The following is a 16,824-nucleotide window of genomic DNA, read 5'->3' as shown; positions in this document are numbered from 1 at the left end:
GCCATCGTGTGCTTCCTCCTCGATCGGAGTTACACCGTTGGTTTTACAGTCCCGCGGCGCCGAGACCGACATCAGTGCTGTCGGGTCGCCCCGGAACAGCATTCACGTCGGTCTCGGCGCGGGACAGCAGGTCTGCGAGGACGCTGGTCGAGGCGAGGCTGCGGGAGGGTGAGGGCGGAAGCGGCACGACTCGCCGTCCGCAGCGGCCTCGAGAGTGTCGTCAGGGTTCCGCGCGACATGAGGACACGCTCGGAACGACGCGCCCGGTCCGTCGCGACCCCCGCGCACCTGCTCGCGCGCGGCTACTTCGTCAGCGTGACGACGACGAGCTGCGTCGTCGGGACGGCGGTGCCGGCGGCGGGCTCGACCGCGGTGACGGTCCAGTTCTCCGGGAGTACGACGACGGAGCGGCCCGACCTCGGGTCGGCGGCGAGCCGGACCTGGGTGAAGCCCAGCTGCGTCAGGGCGTTCTCGGCGATCGCACCGTTCTTCCCGACGAGGTCGGGGATCGTGAGGGTCGCGGCCGTCGTCGACGTGGGAGTGCGGGGCTGGGGAGCGTCGTCGCCGGCGGCCGGGGCGGTGACGGTCACGGTCGTCTCCGGAGGAGAACCCGGTGTGCCGCAGGCGGCCAGCCCGGTGACGGCGACCAGCGCGAGGACGAGCACTGCGGCGCGGATCGGCACGTTCGCTCCCGGTGTTCGTTCGGCCCGACACGGCCTGTTCGCGTGGGGTGCCGGAGACGTTACGGCTGCAGCCGCGGTCAGGCGTCTTCCTTACGCAGGTCGGTCCGCGCCCCGCGCCCCGGTCGCGCCTCGTGCCGTGCACGGACGGAGCCGAGGTCGAACACCTGCTCGCCGGTCTCCGGGGCGAAGCCGGTCGACCTCGGAGCGCCCAGGCACGAGATGTTGATCGATCACGAGTTCTGCAGGTAGACCAGGACGGCACTGACGCGGCGGTTGAGGTCGCGCTCCTCGGAGAGACCGAGCTTGGAGAAGATCGAGTTCGTGTGCTTCTCGATCGCGCGCTCGGAGAGGACGAGGGCGGCGGCAATGGAGGCGTTGGCCTTGCCCTGCGCCATCTCGCCGAGGACCTCGAGCTCACGGGGGGTCAGCTTGTCGAGCTCGGAGGGCTTGGCGCGCTGGGCGGCGACGAGGCCCTCGATGACGGTGGGATCGATGACGGAGCCGCCACCGGCGACGCGGTGGATGGCCTCGTTGAGCTCGGCGCCGTCGGCGACGCGTTCCTTGAGCAGGTACCCGCGCCGCGCGGTGCCCTCGGCGAGGAGCTTGAGCGCGTAGGTCGCCTCGGCGTACTGGCTGAGCAGGACGACGCCGGTGTCGGGGCTGCTGGTGCGCAGGTCGGCGGCGAAGGCGATGCCTTCGTCGGTGTTGGTGGGGGGCATCCGGATGTCGGTGACGACGACCTGCGGTGCGTGCTCGTCGACGAGCTCGCGCAGGGAGGGGAGGTCGGCGGCGGAGCCGACGAGCTCGAGGTCGGGGTCGGCGCCGACGAGCCGGACGAGCCCGTGGCGCAGCAGCGCGTTGTCCTCGGCCAGAACCACACTGATCGTCACACCCCCAACTCTAGGGAAGCCTCCTGCAATCCACAGGTGTGGTGGCCACACCCCGGGGGTCGGGCGGGGTGGACGCCGGGATCGGCATGGTTGCAGGGTCGGGTGGGAGCCGTCGCGGCGGCAGGGTGGTCCCCGGAACGAACGACCCCCACCGGGACCACCGAGACCCCCAGGAGCTCACGATGGCCGCCACGACCGCTGCCACCAACGCCCCGACCGCCGCCGCCGCCGCTGCCGGCCCGGCCGCCGCCGGGGTCGAGGTCGCTCCCGCCACCCGGTTCCGCCGCCGCGCCGTCGGCACGGTCGCGGTCGTCGGCGGTGTGCTGACCGCGGCCGGGTTCGCCGCGACGGTGCGGGAGGCGAGCCCGTCGAAGGCCGACTATCCGGCCTCGGGGGTGTCGAACCCGATGCAGTCGCAGATCGCGGCGGTGCTGCGGATGAGCGACGCCCAGTGGGTGACGGGCCGCAAGGACGCCTGACGCTCCGGTCCCCTCGTGCGTTTACGGTTCCCTCATGGGTGAAGGTGGCCGGCCGCGCGCCGGGATCGTGGTGACGGGCAGCGAGCTGCTGACGGGTGCGATCAGTGACGCGAACGGGCCGTGGCTGGCCCGGCAGCTGGCGGATCTGGGGTTCGAGGTCGCGCACGTCGTCGCGGTGGGGGACCGGCCGGGCGACCTGCTGCGGGCCCTGGACTTCCTGGCCGGCGCGGGGGTGGCGCTCGTCGTGACCAGTGGTGGTCTGGGTCCGACCGCCGACGACCTGACGGCCGAGGTGGTGGCCGGGTTCGCCGGGGTGGAGCTGGAGCCCGACGAGGCGATGCGCGTCCGGATCGAGGAGATCCTGTCCGACTGGGGCGCGCGCACCGGGTTCGCGGGTCCCGCGCTGGACATGGCGACGCGCAAGCAGGCGCTGGTCCCGCGGGGTGCGACGGCGTTGCCGCCGGTGGGGACGGCGCCGGGGCTCGTGGTCGACCGGCCTGGTGGGCCGCTGGTGGTGGTGCTGCCGGGCCCGCCGCGGGAGCTGCAGGGGATGTGGCCCGCGGCACTGGCGTCGCCCGCGTCGGCGGAGCTGCTGGCGACCGTCCCGCCTGCGAACGCGCGGCTGCTGCGGTTCTTCGGGCTGCCGGAGTCGGAGATCGCGGCGACGTTGCGGGAGGTCGAGGGCTCGCTGGACACCTCGGGCGTCGAGGTGGGGACGTGCCTGCGGCGGTCGGAGCTGGAGGTCGACCTGCGGCCCCGGCCGGGCGCGGAGGCCGCGGCCGAGACGCTGGCCGGGCTGCTCGTGGAGCGGCACGCCCGCAACCTGGTGTCGGCGGAGGGCACGACGGTCGACGAGCTGGTGGCGCAGGCCCTGCTGGACGCCGGGTTCACGGTCGCGACGGGGGAGTCCTGCACGGGGGGGCTGCTGGCGGGGCGGTTGGTCGACCGGGCGGGGTCGTCGGCCTATGTTGCGGGCGGCGTCGTCGCCTACTCGAACGAGGCGAAGACGTCGCTGCTCGGGGTGCCGGCGGAGATGATCGCGGTGCACGGCGCGGTGTCGCCGGAGGTGGCGCGGGCGCTGGCCGACGGGGCACGGGACCGTTTCGGGGCCGACGTGGGCGTGGGCATCACCGGGGTCGCGGGTCCGGGTGGGGGCACGGAGGCGAAGCCGGTGGGGTACGTCTGCTTCTGCGTGACGACGGCCGACGGCACGGTCCTGGCGCGCGATCCGCGGCTGCGGGGCAGCCGGGCCGACATCCGGGAGCGGTCGGTGGACACGGCGATGCACCTGATCCTGCGGGCGGTGCGACCGCGCCCGTCGTGACGAGGAGAAGGGCGGTGACCGCCGAAGCGATCACCGCCCTTCTCAGGCGTCGGCCCCCGCCGCCGCCGGCGAGGGTGTGTCAGCGCGCCTGCTGAACACCCGAGTTGCTGTTGTTGGCGGCGTTCGCGTTCTGCAGCTGCGTGCCACCGAGGTTGAGGATGTTGCCGACGTTCAGCGCCGGTGAGATGTCGGCGTCGATGCCGATCAGCTTCGGGCCCTGCACGGCGGTCTGGTCGCCGCCGTCGTTGCCGCCGCGGTGGTGGCGGCCGCCGCGGCGGTCGTCGTCGCCGCTCTGGTGCCGGCCGGAGGCGACCTGCTGGACACCCGAGTTGGTGTTGTTAGTGGCCTCGGCGTTCTGGATCTGAGTGCCGCCGACGTTGCCGATGTTGCCGACGTTCGCGGCCGGGTTCACGCCCACCAGCGCGGAGACGACGTCTCCTGCCTGGAAGGCGCCCTGGCCGCCGTCGCCGCAGCCGAACTGCTGGATGCCGGAGTTGGTGTTGTTGTTCGCCTGGGCGTTCTGCGCCTGGGTGCCGAACAGGTTGAGGATGTTGCCGACGTTGAGGGCCGGGTTCACCGCGGCGGTGACGTCGGCGAGGCCGCCGCCCTGCGCGGCGGTCTGCGAGCCGTCGCAGTCGTCGCCGCGGCCGCCGCCGTTGCCGCCGCCGTCGTGACCGCCACCGTCGTGACCGCCGTGGCCGCCACCGTCGTGACCGCCGTGGCCGCCGCCGTTGTGGCCGCCGCCGTTGCCGTGACCGCCGTGACCGCCGCTGTCGCCTGCGAACGCGACGCCCGGAACGCCGAGGACGAGCGGCAGGGCGATGACGGCACCGACGGCGGCGCGGCGGGCGGTCTTGGTGATCTGCATCCGACGTTCTCCTCGTGATCTCGCATCACCGGTCGTTCCGCGTCCGACCGTTCGTCCATTGTGGACGAACGTGGGAGTTCGGTGTCGCGGTCGGCTCCGGTGGGGGAAGGGCGGTGAGTATCACCGCGTCGATCACTCCAACGAGGGCCACTCGAAGGGGTTACGAGATCTGCTCGACTATGACCCAGGTCACTCTACCTCTGATGGAATCGGACATCTCGACGACTTCTCGACACGTACGGTGACGCGACGAGAGGCGTGCGATCACTGAAAGTGATGCTCACTCGCGGCCAGGGCGCGTGAGATGCCGCGGGCGGTGGCGCGGACGGCGGGCACGAACGAGTGCGGGTTCGTGCCGTCCGACGGGACCACGACGGACAGTGCCGCCACCACGTCACCGTTCGGGCCCCGCACCGGCGCCGCGACGCTGAGCGAGATCAGCTCGATCTGACCGTCGCTGATCGCGACCCCGGTGGTGCGGACGTCGGCGAGCATCCGGCGCAGCTCGGCCGGGTCACACACCGTCTTCGCCGTGTAGCGCCGCAGCGGTGCCGCCAGCACCCGTTCGCGCAGCCCGGGGTCGGCGTGAGCGAGGAGCACCAGGCCGACGCCCGTCGCGTGCAGCGGCAGCCGCCCCCCGACGCGGGTGAACACGTGTACCGACGACCGGCCGGCCAGCCGCTCGACGTACACGACCTCCGTGCCGTCGAGCACCGCGAGCTGGACGTTCTGCCGCGTCACCTCGTAGAGGTCCTCCAGGAACGGCATCGCGGTCTCGCGCAGCCCCAGGCCCCGCGGGGCCAGCGCGGCGACCTCCCACAACCGCAGGCCCACGTGGTAGCGGCCGTCGTCGCCGCGTTCGAGCGCACCCCACGCCGTCAGCTCGCCGACGAGGCGGTGCGCGGTGCTCAACGGCAGCCCCGCGCGGGCGGCCAGCTCGGACAGCGTGAGCCGCGGCCGGTCGGCGCTGAACGCCGCCAGCACGTCGAGGACTCGCGCGGTCACCGTCGGCACCCGTCCATCCTTCCGTTCAGCGGAAGCGCGGTCGAGTCGGGAGCGCACGGACACCAGGCTCGGGCGGATGCGGACCCAGGTCGGGATCGTCGGCGCCGGGCCCGCCGGCCTGCTGCTGTCGCACCTGCTGGCCCGGCGAGGCGTCGACTCGGTGGTGGTCGAGGCCCGCGGCCGCACCTACGTCGAGCAACGGGTGCGCGCCGGTGTCCTCGAGCACCCGACCGCCGAGCTGCTGCGCGCCGAGGAGGTCGGCGACCGGATGGACGCCCAGGGCATGCCCCACGACGGCATCTCCCTGCTGTTCGACGACACGCTGCACCGCATCGACTTCGCCGACCTCGTCGGTCGCGGCATCGTCGTCTACGGGCAGCAGGAGGTCGTGAAGGACCTGATCGCCGCCCGGCTGCGCGACGGCGGCACGATCGAGTTCGAGGCCGCCGACGTCGCCCTGCACAACCTCACCACCGACCGGCCCTCGATCACCTTCACCGACACCGCCGGCATCGTCCGCGAGCTCGAGTGCGACGTCGTCGCCGGCTGCGACGGCTTCCACGGCGTCAGCCGCCGCGCCTTCGCCCCGACCGTCGTCGAGCGCACCCACCCGTTCGGCTGGCTCGGCGTCCTCGCGAAGGCCGCACCCACTCGCGACGAGCTCGTCTACTCGGGCTCCGACCGCGGGTTCGCTCTCTACTCGATGCGCAGCCCCGAGGTCACCCGTCTCTACCTGCAGGTTCCCGCCGACGAGGACGCCGCGCGCTGGTCGGATGCGCGGATCTGGGACGAGCTGGGCGCGCGGCTGGCCGGTCTGGCGATCAACGAGGGCCCGTTCGTGGAGCGGCCGTCGGTCACCGGGATGCGCAGCATGGTCGCCGAACCCATGCGGCACGGCCGGCTGTTCCTCGCGGGCGACGCCGCCCACATCGTCCCGCCGACCGGCGCGAAGGGCATGAACCTCGCGGTCGCCGACGTCGCCGTCCTCGCCGACGCGCTCGAGGACCTGCTGCGCCGCGGGTCGACGACGGGTGTGGACGCCTACTCCGCGACCTGTCTGCGCCGGGTGTGGCGGGCGGAGCACTTCTCCTCCTTCATGACGACGATGCTGCACCGCTACGGCCCCGACACCGAGCACGGCGACGCGTTCGGCCGCGCCCTGCAGCTCTCGCAGCTGCGCTACACGGTGTCGTCGCGGGCCGCGGCCACCAGCCTCGCCGAGAACTACACCGGACTGCCGCACGGAGGTCCCGCATGAGCCGCCCCGCCCCCTTCTCCCTCCCGCCCGACGGGACGCATCCGCCGCTGGCGTACTCCGCGTACCGCAGCGCCGGGCTGCGCGCGCCGGCGCAGCCACCGGTCCTGCTGCCGCATCGGCTCACCGAGGTCACCGGCCCGCTGCTGGGTGCCGACCGCATCGGCCCGTCGGACCACGACCTCACCACCCAGCACGCCGGCGAGCCGATCGGGCAGCGCATCGTCGTCTCCGGGCGGGTTCTCGACTCCGACGGCCGCCCGGTGCCCGACACCCTCGTCGAGGTCTGGCAGGCCAACGCCGCGGGCCGCTACGCCCACGCCCGCGACAACTGGCCCGCCCCGCTCGACCCGAACTTCACCGGCGGCGGCCGGGTGCTCACCGACTCGACGGGCACCTGGTCGTTCACCACGATCCGCCCCGGCGCCTACCCGTGGGGCAACCACCACAACGCCTGGCGGCCCGCACACATCCACTTCTCGCTTTTCGGGACGTCGTTCGCCCAGCGCCTCGTCACGCAGATGTACTTCCCGGACGACCCGCTGTTCGGCCAGGACCCGATCTTCAACTCGGTGCCCGACGCCGACGCCCGGCAGCGGATGGTGTCGTCGTTCGACCTCGACGCGACCCGCGCCGAGTGGGCGCTCGCGTTCCGCTGGGACATCGTCCTGCGCGGCCGCGAGCAGACCCCGTTCGAGGAGCCCCACGATGACTGACCGGCCCGGCCTGACCCCGTCGCAGACCGTCGGCCCGTTCCTGTCGCTGGGCCTGCCCTGGCCCGACGGCCCCGACGTCGTGCCCGACGACACCCCCGGAGCGATCCACATCGGCGGCATCGTGTTCGACGGGGCCGGTGAGCCCGTGTTCGACGCGGTCGTCGAGACCTGGCAGGCCGACCCCGCTGGTCATTTCGACCATCCGGAGTCCTCGTCGCGCACGGGCTTCCGAGGGTTCGGCCGCTGCCCCACCGACGGAGACGGCCACTGGGAGATCCGCACGCTCAAACCCGGGCCCGTCGACGGGCAGGCGCCCCACGTCGACGTCAGCGTCTTCGCCCGTGGCCTCCTCGACCGCGTCGTCACGCGCATCTACTTCCCCGACGAGACCGCCGCCAACGCCGCCGACCCTGTCCTCGCCGCCGTCCCCGCCGCGCGGCGGGCGACCCTCGTCGCAGTCGACCACGGCCGCGGTGACCTGCGCTTCGACATCAGGTTGCAGGGCGACGGCGAGACGGTGTTCTTCACGGTCTGAGCCACCCGGACGGGTGTGATCCGACACCTCTCACAGGTGATCCACAGCTCGCACTGAGCGTGCCCCCGCCTGGGAATGGGAAAACTGTCATCGACGGTTGAACCGGGGGGAGGGCGACGATGGCGAACGGCGTGATCGAACAGGGCGGACGCGGACCGCGTCTGCACCTGCCGACGCCGCTGCCCGCCCTCACCCGCCGGATCGAGTGGCTGCGCCTGCAGCACCCGACGTTCGTCCAGCTCGCCCGGTTCGCGGTCGTCGGCGGCGCCGGGACGGGCCTCAACGCACTGATCTACCTCGCCATGCGGACGTGGATGTCGCCGGTCCCGGCCAACGTCGTCGCCCTGCTGCTGAGCACCGCACTCACGACGGAGCTCAACCGCCGCTTCACCTTCGACGGCGCCGATGCGCACCGCCTGCGGGCCTCGGTGCAGGACGTGGTCACCGTCGTCTTCTACGCGTTCTACTCCTCGGTGGTGCTCCTGCTGCTGGGGTGGCTGGCCCCGGGCGCCGGCGAGTGGGAGGAGGCCCTGACGGTCGCCGCCGCGAGCGTGCTCGGCGGCCTGCTGCGGTTCGTCGTGATGCGGTACTGGGTGTTCGCCCCCGTCTGTTCGGACGGGTCGGCGCACGCATGAGGTCGTCGGCGTCGGGAGCATGTCGAGGTACGTGATCGAGCGTGAGATCCCGGGTGCCGGGGACTGCTCCGCCGAGCAGCTGCAGGCCGTCGGCGCGAAGGGGCAACGAGGGCGACGTGGACGCGAGATCTACGCACGACCCCCTTTCCAGGGGCCGGGAAGGGTCGCGGAGAGACCCCGATCGCGGCGGGCGAGCAGGCCCGCGACCAGCGTCGCGAAGAGTGTCTGCAGTGTGTCGCCCAGCGGGAGCGCCAGCGCCGCGAGGGCGGGGTCGGCCTCGTAGGCGGACTTCATCGCCTCCGACGGGCAGGTGTGCGACCAGATCGCGCCCGCCGACATGACGACCGTCGCGGCCAGCGCGAGCGCGTCCTCCTCCAGCTCGGGCACGACCGCGCGCGCCACCTCGGCGAGCGCCATGACGTCGGCGAGTGCCTTCCTCTTGAAGTCGGCCGCGACCTCGGGCGACACGTTGTGCTCCAGGACCGAGGCCTGCGAGGCGAAGAGGTCGCACAGCACCGGCCGCTCCCGCAGTGAGGTCGCGAGCACCGCGGCGAGCCACTCGCCCCGGTCGGCGACGGTGGCGGGAGATTCCGCGCGGAGTGTGTCGAGCCATTCGGTGAACGCCGCGTGCAGCAGCTCCAGCAGGACCGCCTCGCGGGAGTCGAAGTAGCGCAACACGTTCGACTTCGCCAGGCCGACACGGCGGGCCAGCTCGTTGAGCGTCACGGCCGAGACCGGCATCTCGGTGAGCATCGCCGACGCCGCGTCGAGGATCGAGCGCCGGCGTTCCTCGCGCTGCTCGGCGCTGCGGGCCCGCTGGAACGTCATGCGTCACAGATTACAGACCGATGGTTCGTTGCGTGACGGACCGGCGGTCTGTTAGCGTCGGCCGCACTAAGAGACCGACGGTCTGAAAGAGGGTTCCTCATGTACGTCGTCCCCGACCAGAGCGGCCGGCGCATCGTCGTCACCGGCGCCAACAGCGGTACCGGTCGCGAGGCCATGGGAGCGGCGCCGGTGGAGCCCCGTGCGGTCCTACGCCCAGTCCAAGCTCGCCGACATGTTGATGTCCCAGCAGCTCGCCGACCTCGCCCGCCGCCGCGGCTGGGCACTGCGCAGCACCTGCGCGCACCCCGGCCACACCCGCACCAACCTGCAGGCTGCCGGCGCGAGCCTCGGCGACGGCAAGCCCTCCCGGCTCGCCACCGCTCCCGGGTTCGTGCCGTCGCAGGACGTCTCCATCGGTGCCGAGCCGCTGCTCTACGCCATCGCCGACCCTGCTGCGCACAACGGTGGCTACTGGGGACCCGGAGGCCTGTTCGGTCTCACCGGGGAGACCGGCCCCGCCAGGCTGCCCCGCCGCGGCTGCGACCTCGCCGTCGCCTCCCGGCTCTGGGACGAGGCGGAGCGCCTGACGAACGTGACCCTGCCCGTGGACGTGCCTGGTCCTCGAACAACGGTGCCGCTCACGGACCGGGCTCTGTGACGCGTCACCTGGATCTCGGGTGAGGGCCTCGCGACCCGGGCAGCGCGGTCGGCCGGTCCGGGAGGAGATGCCCGGCCAGACCGCAGGCCGCCGCCTCACCGAGGCTGACCAGCTCGTCCGGGTCGTCGCGCAGGGCCTGGACGAGGATGAGGGCGGCGAGGGAGCGGCTGTTGCGGCTGCGAACCAGCCGGGCCCGGTGCCCGTCGGCGGGCCCGACGAACGCCCGGGCCCCGGAGTCGTCGGCGCACCACCCGGCGCGGACGGTCCAGGGGCCGTTCGCGGGCGCGGGGCGGCGGGCGAGCACCACGTCGTCGTCGTCCGGGTCGGACCGGCAGTCCAGCCCGGCCCTGCGGACGATCTCGGCAACGAGCTCGAGCGCTCGCGTCGCGCGCAGATCCGTCGTCCCGGTTCCGGTCCGGGCGACACTCGTCGTCGTCACCTCACACCGCCCGGCCGGACGCGCTCCGGGCCCTGCGCAGGCCCCTCACGGTGGGCCGGTCTCGGACCGTCCCCGGCGCAGGCACGACGAGGACGGGGCAGCAGGCGTAGCGGACGCACCGACGGGGCGTGGGCGGCATGGCGCGGCGTCGAGGACGGCCGCCGCCGAGGACCAGCACGTCGGACTCCCGAAGGGTGAGGCCGGTCGACCGGCGCTCGGGTTGCCCTCGAGGACCAGGGGCCGCCAGTACCGGGGTGAGGTCCTCCACGGTTGCCCCGAGGTGCACCGCGTCGCGACCGCTGGTGAGGTCGACGGCGGAGCGCCGCGCGTGCAGACACCGCTGACACCGGCGACCACCCGTCTGTCCACGCCCGCCACCGTCACGGTCCTCTCGTCCTCGGAGCCCAGGCCGACATCGGCGGCAACCGTACGGCGGCCGGATACCGGCCCCTCGTCCCGAATGACTCCCACCTCGGCCTCGAGACCCACGATGCCCGGTCGCGGTGGCAGCGGCACCGGAGCCGCCCCGCCAACAACTCGTCGCCCACGTTGCCGGGCCCTGGCAATGTGTTCGGCCCGTCCCGAGGACGACTACGCGTCACTCCGGTGGTGCGGGGGCGGGCAGCTCGGACTGCGGCCAGCCCAGCAACCGGGCTCCCAGGACGGCGGCCTGCACCGTGAACCGCTGGGCGGGATCGGCCGGGTCGTAGCCGGTGAGCTCGGAGATCCGTTCGAGTCGGTAGGTGATCGCGCGCACGGACAGGTGCAGCCGGCGCGCCGTCTCGGTGACGACGCAGCCCGTGGCGAAGTACGCGTCCAGTGTGGCGAGCAGCGGAGCCGCGCCACCGCGTGCCCTGGCCAACGGGCTCACGACGGTGTGCACGAGGTCGGTGATTGCGGGCTGGTCGCGCAGCAGGACCCGGTAGATCAGCAGGTCCTCGGCCCGGACGACGGGGACGTCGAGCTGCAGCCGCATCGCCATTCCCAGCGCTTCGCGGGCCTCCTCGTAGGAGCGTGCGATGCCGTAGCTGCCGGGGTGCGGCCTGCCGACGGCGATCCGCCAGGGGCCGCCCCGCGGCGCCCGGCCCAGCTCGGCCCGCATCAGCTCGCCCAGCTCCCGCGGCGGGCCGGAGGCGTGCGCGGCGGCGACTGGGGCTGCCGGAGCGACGACGACGATGCTGCCGTCCTTGGTCGCGACCAGCACGTCGCGGTCGCCGATGCCCTGCACGACAGCGCGTTCGAGGCTGCTCAGGGCCATCTCGGTGTCCACGAGGCGGCCTGTCGGTGCGGCCAGGGCGACCTGGTGGGGCTGGGCCATGTCGAGCCCGAACGGCTCGGCCCGCTCGACCAGAGCCCCGACGTCGGCGTCCCCGCGAAGCAGGTCCTCGATGAGCTCACGGCGCAGGGTCTCCTCGCTGCGCATCATGTCGCGCCGCGCCGCGGTGTAGCCCTCCGCCAGGCTGGCGACGGCGCGGTCGACCGCGCGCATGACGGCCTCTGCTGCGGTCGCGGTGGTCGCGCTGTCGGGGAAGCGCACCACCCTGGGCAGTTCGCGCCACAACCGCCACGCCGCGGACAGGTACAGCTGCACGGCATGGCCCGCCGAGACACCGAGCTCGGCGGCCCGCCGCCCGTTGTGCCCGACGGCGTCGAGCTCGGCCCGCTCCGGGCGCCGCCCGCTCGTCGCGGCCTGGGCCAGCACGGAGAGGAACCCCCCGAGGAGCTCGACGGGCACGCCGCCGGCGTCGCGACCGGCTTCCTGGGCCACGCGCTGCAGCCACTCGTCGTCGGTGGGGCGGACGCGCCGGTCACGCGGGCCGGACCCCCGTCCGGATGGATTGGCCATCGGTCCTCACTCCTCGCCCCACGTGCCAGTGCGCCGGTCTGCGCCGGTCTGCCGGGACCCGGCAATGGTGGCGGGCCGGGGCCGCATCGCCATGGCGGGGTGGGCGAGTGGCGGACAGTGCCACGGCCGGCGCCGTCGGAGGACGACGCCGGCCGCAGCGGGCACGCGCGCACCCGTGCTGTGCCGTGGGTGGCGCGATGTGGTCAGCCGGGAAGCTGTCCGCCTCCGGACGACGTCTCCGGCTGGTACGGGACCGCGCGGAGCAGGGTGAGCTCCATCGGCTTCCCCTCGGGCAGCGAGTAGCCGACCGAGTCGCCCTGCTTCTTGCCGATCAGCGCGGCCCCGAGCGGGGAGTCGGGCGAGCAGGTCATCAGGCCGGCCCGGTAAGCACCCTCCTCGTTGTGGGCGAGCAGGAACGTCTCCACCTCCCGGTCGTCCTCGTAGCGGACGGTCAGCACCATCCCGGGCTCGGCGACACCGTCGTCGGGCGGGTTCTGGCCCACCACGGGGTTCTGCAGGAGCTCCTGCAGTTTGCGGATGCGGCTCTCGCGTTCCCGGCGTGCGGTCAGCTGCTCGTCGCTGTACTGATCGGTGCCCTCGCCCACGAACCCTTCTGCCGCCCGACCGCCCGAACCGTCGGCACGTTGCCGCAGCAGTTCCGTGAGCTCGGCCTTCAGCCGCTCGTAGGCGCTCTCGGCCAACCACACCTGGGTCTCGGTCATCGGTTTCCATTCCTCGAGAAGCGCGTCGGAAAAGGGTCCGTCGCGCGCCGACGCAGCAGCGTTGTCCGCGGGAGACGCGGACGAGCATGTCCTGGGGGTATGCCCCGGGTCGGCGATCGCGACCTGCGGACCCGGTGCCACGACCATTCCGTCCTTCTCGGCCGTCGGCGTCCGGGTAGCCCGCATCGCCGCGAACGTCGATGTGGCCACATGTACCACAATTGCGCGTGGGGGCCATGACATTGCCGATTCCCGGAAATGGACCGCACCCCTAGATTGCAGACCGCCGGCCTTTCCCGAAGCGCCAGTTGCCCGCTGTCACTGCATCCGCCCCACATTTCCGCGAGCATTCCGCGGGCGACCGCTGCGCGCTCCGCATCCCGGACCGGGGTCAGCCGACGTCGGAGAGATCACCCCAGAGATCGAGCAACGCCGCACGGCGCGAGCGTCGGTCGAGGCCGCGCAGGTCGGCGATGCCACGCTCGGTCACCACGATCTCGACGTCGTGCGAGGCCGTCGTGACCGGCCGGGACAGCCGCGACACCAGCGTCGGACGGTCGCGGTGCCGGCTGGCCAGCGCGATCACCGAGAGCCCGCCGACGCTGCGCGCACCGGCGGCGGCGAAGTCGGGGTGGCCGCCGATGAGCCCGGTGGTCCGGTCGCCGATTCCCTCGACGTTGATCTGGCCGTCGACGTCGATCTCCAGCGCCGCGTTGAGCGCGACGAGCGGCGGCAGGTCGGCGGAGGAGAGCCGCCCGACGTCGTGGGTGACCTCGACGGGATGCAGCAGCCGGCGGCCGTCGGCCCACTCGTGCAGGCGGCGGGTGCCGATGAGGTAGGCGCACACGGGATCGCCGAGGAGCAGGCCCGCGGCGTCGAGGTCGACGACGGGTTCGGGCAGCAGCCCGGAGTCGACCCGGACCGGGACGCGCAGCGCCGCCACCATCGCGGCCGCGAGACGCCCGGGCCCGACCTGCACGCGCGCCCCCTCCGGCACCAGCCCGGCGACGTGGGCGGCGATCGCGACGTCGTCGGCCGTCGGGGCGGGGGTGCGGATCTCGGCGGGGCCGGACGCCCGGTCCTGCGACTCCGCGACGACGGTGATCGCGGCGTCCGGGAGCGGGGGACCGGCGTCGGAGTGCGGGGCGGTGTGCGACACCAGCGCGGCGACGGGGACGCCCGCGTCGATCAGCCGCCGCGTCCAGCCGGCGTCACCGGCCATGCGGAATCCGTCGGGATCGCGCACGAGCGTCGCGACGACCAGGTCGGGCCGCAGCGGGCCCGCGAGCAGCGACGGCACCGCCGAGAGCCGCGACGGCGTGAAGCGGACGGTCCCGGCGTCGATCCCCGCCCGTAGGGCCGGCCCCCCGGCGATGCAGACGACGTCGGCGAACGCGGTGACGTCGAGATCCGGGGCGGGCGCGGGGTGCCAGCCCACGACGAGCCGGACGTCGCCCGCAGCGGCCGCGGCGCGCGACAGCTCGGCGTGCAACAGGTGCGGGGAGCTCGTGCCGTCGGCGAGCGCGATGCGCATCCCCGGACGGACGAGGTCGGTGAGGGCGACGTCGGCCACCACCCGATTCGATCACAGCGCAGGCGCGGATCGGGGCCTAGATTCGGAGACATGGCTGACACCGGCGCGTTCGTCCGCGCCCCGCTCGGAGTGCAGGAACGGATCACGGCGGACGGCTCGTCGCCGTGGCCGGTGGAGGCGGGCCGCTACCGGCTCGTCGCCGCGCGGGCGTGCCCCTGGGCGAACCGCACGGTGATCGTTCGGCGCCTCCTCGGGCTGGAGGACGCCTTCTCCATGGGGATCGCGGGCCCGCTGCACGACGAGCGCAGCTGGCGCTTCCACAACGACCCCGACGACAAGGACCCCGTGCTGGGCATCGAGTACCTGGGCGAGGCCTACCGCGCCGCCGATCCCGACTACTCCGCCGGCATCACCGTGCCCGCGATGGTGGAGGTCGCGAGCGGCAAGGTCGTCAGCAACGACTTCGCGAACATGACGCTCGACTTCTCCACCCAGTGGACGGCGCTGCACCGCGACGGCGCCCCCGACCTCTATCCGGAGCCGCTGCGCGCCGAGATCGACGAGGTCGACGAGGCCGTGTTCCACGACGTCAACAACGGCGTCTACAAATGCGGGTTCGCACGCAGCCAGGAGGCCTACGACGCGGCGTACACCGCCCTGTTCAGGCGGCTGGACCTGCTGGCCGACCGGCTCGCGGGGCAGCGCTACCTCGTCGGCGACACCATCACCGAGGCCGACGTCCGGCTGTGGGTCACGCTGGTGCGCTTCGACGCCGTCTACCACGGCCACTTCAAGTGCAACCGGCAGAAGCTCTCGGAGATGCCGGTGCTGTGGGCCTACGCCCGGGACCTGTTCCAGACGCCCGGCTTCGGCGACACGATCGACTTCGAGCAGATCAAGCAGCACTACTACGGCGTGCACCACACGGTGAACCCGTCGGGCGTCGTGCCCTTGGGGCCGGACGTGCGCAACTGGCTCGACCCCCACGACCGCGGCGAGCTCGGCGGCCGTCCGTTCGGCGACGGCACCCCGCCCGGCCCGGTCCGGGAGGGCGAGCGGGTGCCGCCGCTCTCGTAGCGGACACGCCCACGTCCGTGGCCCGGATCGCCGTCCGCCGACGCGCCTGGGACGATCGGTGACGATGTCCTCGCGCCGATCGCCCCGCAGCCTGCGCACCGTCGTCCCCGTGCTCGTCGGGCTGATCGCGGGCTCGGTGCTCGCCGGGGTCGGGGTGGCGGCCACGGGCGCCGGAGGCGGCCCGAGCCTGACGTCGCAGGTCGTGTCGACGACCCCGCAGCCGTCCACCGCCGCCGCGCCACCGGCCGAGGCACAGCCGGATGCCTCCTCGTGCGCGCCGACGGTCGCCGCGATGTCGACGCGCGACCGCCTCGCCCAGCGTGTGATGGTCGGGGTCGACGCGTCGAGCCCGGCCTCGGTCGTCGCAACCGTGAAGGCCTCCCACGTCGGCGGCATCTTCATCGGCGGCAACGCGAGCGCCCTGCTGCAGAACGACGCCCTCGCCGCCGTGCAGGAGGCGTCCCCGGTGTCGGTGGCCGTCGCGGTCGACGACGAGGGCGGCCGCGTCCAGCGCATCGACGCCCTCGACGGCTCGCTGCCCAGCGCCCGCACGATGGCGAGGACGAAGACGCCCGAGCAGGTCCGCGCCCTCGCGAAGACACGGGCCGAGCAGCTGAAGGCGCGCGGAGTGACGCTCGACTTCGCCCCTGACGCCGACGTCAGCGACCAGCCGGCGAACGCGGTGATCGGCGACCGCTCGTTCTCGAACGACCCCGCCGTCGTCGCCGAGTACGCGCAGGCGTTCGCCCAGGGCCTCGAGGACGGCGGTATCGGCGGCGTCCTCAAGCACTTCCCGGGGCACGGGCACTCGACGGGCGACTCGCACAAGGGCCGGGTCAGCGTCCCGCCGCTCGACCAGCTCCGCAAGGCCGACCTGCTCCCGTACGCCGACCTCGTCGGCCCCGGCAAGCCGTTGCACAGCACCCGGATCGGGGTGATGGTCGGTCACCTCGACGTCCCCGGCCTGGCCACCGACCTGCCCGCGACGCTGACCCCGGCCGTCTACCGGCTGCTGCGCGACGACTACGGGTTCGACGGCATGGTCGTCACCGACGACCTGGGCGCCATGAAGGCCATCTCCGCGCAGTTCACGGTGCCGCAGGCCACGGTGAAGGCGCTGGCGGCGGGCGCGGACATGGCGCTGTCGTCCAACGTCACCTCGCCCGGCCCGGTGATCGACGCGCTGGAGAAGGCCCTGGCCGACGGCACGATCAGCGCCGCCGACAACGACGCCGCCGTCGCCCGCATCCTGACGAACAAGGGCCTCTGCGGCTGACGCCCCCCGAGTTGCAGGAACGGCACTTTCCCGCAACCGGGCTGCGGGAAAGTG

18 protein-coding genes are annotated in these 16,824 nt (G+C 73.3%); 9 read left to right on the top strand and 9 right to left on the bottom strand.

All coding sequences use genetic code 11. The annotated features are described in order from the left end of the window. Positions 1-302: 302 nt before the first annotated feature. Both TOK_RS05850 and TOK_RS05845 read right to left on the bottom strand, forming a co-directional pair. Positions 303-683: a PASTA domain-containing protein gene (locus TOK_RS05850; RefSeq protein WP_172457428.1), complete on the bottom strand. Its 381-nt coding sequence runs from the start codon at positions 681-683 to the stop codon at positions 303-305. 230 nt (positions 684-913) lie between these two features. Then, the gene (locus TOK_RS05845) at positions 914-1,573 is read right to left on the bottom strand and encodes a response regulator transcription factor (RefSeq protein WP_098956761.1); all 660 of its coding nucleotides are present in this window, start codon (positions 1,571-1,573) and stop codon (positions 914-916) included. A gap of 182 nt (positions 1,574-1,755) precedes the next feature. Here TOK_RS05845 and TOK_RS05840 point away from each other — a divergent pair, with 182 nt between their 5' ends. Both TOK_RS05840 and TOK_RS05835 read left to right on the top strand, forming a co-directional pair. Beyond that, positions 1,756-2,052 carry a hypothetical protein gene (locus tag TOK_RS05840; protein ID WP_141566272.1) on the top strand — a complete coding sequence of 99 codons (297 nt, stop codon included), beginning with the start codon at positions 1,756-1,758 and terminating at the stop codon, positions 2,050-2,052. A 34-nt stretch (positions 2,053-2,086) separates the two neighbouring features. Continuing rightward, positions 2,087-3,376, top strand: coding sequence for a competence/damage-inducible protein A (locus tag TOK_RS05835; protein WP_098956759.1), 1,290 nt, complete (start codon positions 2,087-2,089; stop codon positions 3,374-3,376). Positions 3,377-3,455: 79 nt separating this feature from the next. Here TOK_RS05835 and TOK_RS33220 read toward each other — a convergent pair whose 3' ends face one another. After that, on the bottom strand, positions 3,456-4,244 hold the full coding sequence (locus tag TOK_RS33220) for a hypothetical protein (RefSeq protein WP_098956758.1): 789 nt from the start codon (positions 4,242-4,244) through the stop codon (positions 3,456-3,458). Positions 4,245-4,508: 264 nt separating this feature from the next. Next, on the bottom strand, positions 4,509-5,258 hold the full coding sequence (locus tag TOK_RS05825; RefSeq protein ID WP_098956757.1) for an IclR family transcriptional regulator: 750 nt from the start codon (positions 5,256-5,258) through the stop codon (positions 4,509-4,511). Between the two features lie 67 nt (positions 5,259-5,325). Here TOK_RS05825 and TOK_RS05820 point away from each other — a divergent pair, with 67 nt between their 5' ends. From TOK_RS05820 to TOK_RS05805, 4 genes are all read left to right on the top strand, one after another. After that, on the top strand, positions 5,326-6,507 hold the full coding sequence (locus TOK_RS05820; protein ID WP_098956756.1) for a 4-hydroxybenzoate 3-monooxygenase: 1,182 nt from the start codon (positions 5,326-5,328) through the stop codon (positions 6,505-6,507). Continuing rightward, positions 6,504-7,220 (top strand): protocatechuate 3,4-dioxygenase subunit beta, encoded by a 717-nt coding sequence (pcaH, locus tag TOK_RS05815; protein ID WP_098956755.1) that lies wholly within the window; start codon positions 6,504-6,506, stop codon positions 7,218-7,220. The genes TOK_RS05820 and pcaH overlap by 4 nt, the downstream gene beginning before the upstream one ends. After that, a complete protein-coding gene (gene pcaG / locus TOK_RS05810; protein WP_098956754.1) occupies positions 7,213-7,755 on the top strand; it encodes a protocatechuate 3,4-dioxygenase subunit alpha in 543 nt (180 codons plus the stop codon). Before pcaH ends, pcaG begins: the two co-directional genes overlap by 8 nt. A 119-nt stretch (positions 7,756-7,874) precedes the next feature. After that, positions 7,875-8,390 (top strand): GtrA family protein, encoded by a 516-nt coding sequence (locus tag TOK_RS05805; RefSeq protein ID WP_098956753.1) that lies wholly within the window; start codon positions 7,875-7,877, stop codon positions 8,388-8,390. A gap of 129 nt (positions 8,391-8,519) precedes the next feature. Here TOK_RS05805 and TOK_RS05800 read toward each other — a convergent pair whose 3' ends face one another. Then, the gene (locus tag TOK_RS05800) at positions 8,520-9,218 is read right to left on the bottom strand and encodes a TetR/AcrR family transcriptional regulator (RefSeq protein WP_098956752.1); all 699 of its coding nucleotides are present in this window, start codon (positions 9,216-9,218) and stop codon (positions 8,520-8,522) included. Positions 9,219-9,417: 199 nt separating this feature from the next. Between TOK_RS05800 and TOK_RS05795 the strand changes: the two genes are divergently transcribed. Continuing rightward, positions 9,418-9,876: a hypothetical protein gene (locus TOK_RS05795; protein WP_216361867.1), complete on the top strand. Its 459-nt coding sequence runs from the start codon at positions 9,418-9,420 to the stop codon at positions 9,874-9,876. 4 nt (positions 9,877-9,880) lie between these two features. On the opposite strand, the gene TOK_RS05790 is transcribed toward TOK_RS05795, so the two are convergent. The 4 genes from TOK_RS05790 to TOK_RS05775 all read right to left on the bottom strand — a co-directional run bounded on the left by TOK_RS05790 (position 9,881) and on the right by TOK_RS05775 (position 14,456). Then, entirely contained in the window at positions 9,881-10,315 is a 435-nt protein-coding gene (locus tag TOK_RS05790; RefSeq protein WP_098956751.1) for a hypothetical protein, read from the bottom strand. A 598-nt stretch (positions 10,316-10,913) separates the two neighbouring features. Then, positions 10,914-12,161 carry a CdaR family transcriptional regulator gene (locus tag TOK_RS05785; RefSeq protein ID WP_098956750.1) on the bottom strand — a complete coding sequence of 416 codons (1,248 nt, stop codon included), beginning with the start codon at positions 12,159-12,161 and terminating at the stop codon, positions 10,914-10,916. A 203-nt stretch (positions 12,162-12,364) separates the two neighbouring features. Then, complete coding sequence (locus tag TOK_RS05780; protein WP_098956749.1) at positions 12,365-12,883, bottom strand: GreA/GreB family elongation factor; 519 nt, start codon at positions 12,881-12,883, stop codon at positions 12,365-12,367. 391 nt (positions 12,884-13,274) lie between these two features. Beyond that, positions 13,275-14,456, bottom strand: coding sequence for an acetyl-CoA hydrolase/transferase C-terminal domain-containing protein (locus TOK_RS05775; protein ID WP_253258201.1), 1,182 nt, complete (start codon positions 14,454-14,456; stop codon positions 13,275-13,277). 51 nt (positions 14,457-14,507) lie between these two features. Between TOK_RS05775 and TOK_RS05770 the strand changes: the two genes are divergently transcribed. Together TOK_RS05770 and TOK_RS05765 are read left to right on the top strand one after the other, a co-directional pair. After that, on the top strand, positions 14,508-15,494 hold the full coding sequence (locus tag TOK_RS05770; RefSeq protein WP_098956748.1) for a glutathione S-transferase family protein: 987 nt from the start codon (positions 14,508-14,510) through the stop codon (positions 15,492-15,494). Positions 15,495-15,558: 64 nt separating this feature from the next. Then, a complete protein-coding gene (locus TOK_RS05765; RefSeq protein WP_098956772.1) occupies positions 15,559-16,770 on the top strand; it encodes a glycoside hydrolase family 3 N-terminal domain-containing protein in 1,212 nt (403 codons plus the stop codon). Positions 16,771-16,824: the final 54 nt, after the last annotated feature.

It is taken from the genome of Pseudonocardia sp. N23, from assembly GCF_002583555.1.
Taxonomy (GTDB): domain Bacteria; phylum Actinomycetota; class Actinomycetes; order Mycobacteriales; family Pseudonocardiaceae; genus Pseudonocardia.
This window is presented reverse-complemented; position numbering and strand designations above follow the sequence as displayed.

Bases quoted from the DNA above. Each gene is read 5' to 3' on its own strand.
- TOK_RS05840 (WP_141566272.1), top strand. From the start codon at position 1,756: ATGGCCGCCACGACCGCTGCCACCAACGCCCCGACCGCCGCCGCCGCC.
- TOK_RS05835 (WP_098956759.1), top strand. From the start codon at position 2,087: ATGGGTGAAGGTGGCCGGCCGCGCGCCGGGATCGTGGTGACGGGCAGC.
- TOK_RS33220 (WP_098956758.1), bottom strand. From the start codon at position 4,244: ATGCAGATCACCAAGACCGCCCGCCGCGCCGCCGTCGGTGCCGTCATC.
- TOK_RS05820 (WP_098956756.1), top strand. From the start codon at position 5,326: ATGCGGACCCAGGTCGGGATCGTCGGCGCCGGGCCCGCCGGCCTGCTG.
- pcaH (WP_098956755.1), top strand. From the start codon at position 6,504: ATGAGCCGCCCCGCCCCCTTCTCCCTCCCGCCCGACGGGACGCATCCG.
- pcaG (WP_098956754.1), top strand. From the start codon at position 7,213: ATGACTGACCGGCCCGGCCTGACCCCGTCGCAGACCGTCGGCCCGTTC.
- TOK_RS05805 (WP_098956753.1), top strand. From the start codon at position 7,875: ATGGCGAACGGCGTGATCGAACAGGGCGGACGCGGACCGCGTCTGCAC.
- TOK_RS05800 (WP_098956752.1), bottom strand. From the start codon at position 9,218: ATGACGTTCCAGCGGGCCCGCAGCGCCGAGCAGCGCGAGGAACGCCGG.
- TOK_RS05785 (WP_098956750.1), bottom strand. From the start codon at position 12,161: ATGGCCAATCCATCCGGACGGGGGTCCGGCCCGCGTGACCGGCGCGTC.
- TOK_RS05780 (WP_098956749.1), bottom strand. From the start codon at position 12,883: ATGACCGAGACCCAGGTGTGGTTGGCCGAGAGCGCCTACGAGCGGCTG.
- TOK_RS05770 (WP_098956748.1), top strand. From the start codon at position 14,508: ATGGCTGACACCGGCGCGTTCGTCCGCGCCCCGCTCGGAGTGCAGGAA.
- TOK_RS05765 (WP_098956772.1), top strand. From the start codon at position 15,559: ATGTCCTCGCGCCGATCGCCCCGCAGCCTGCGCACCGTCGTCCCCGTG.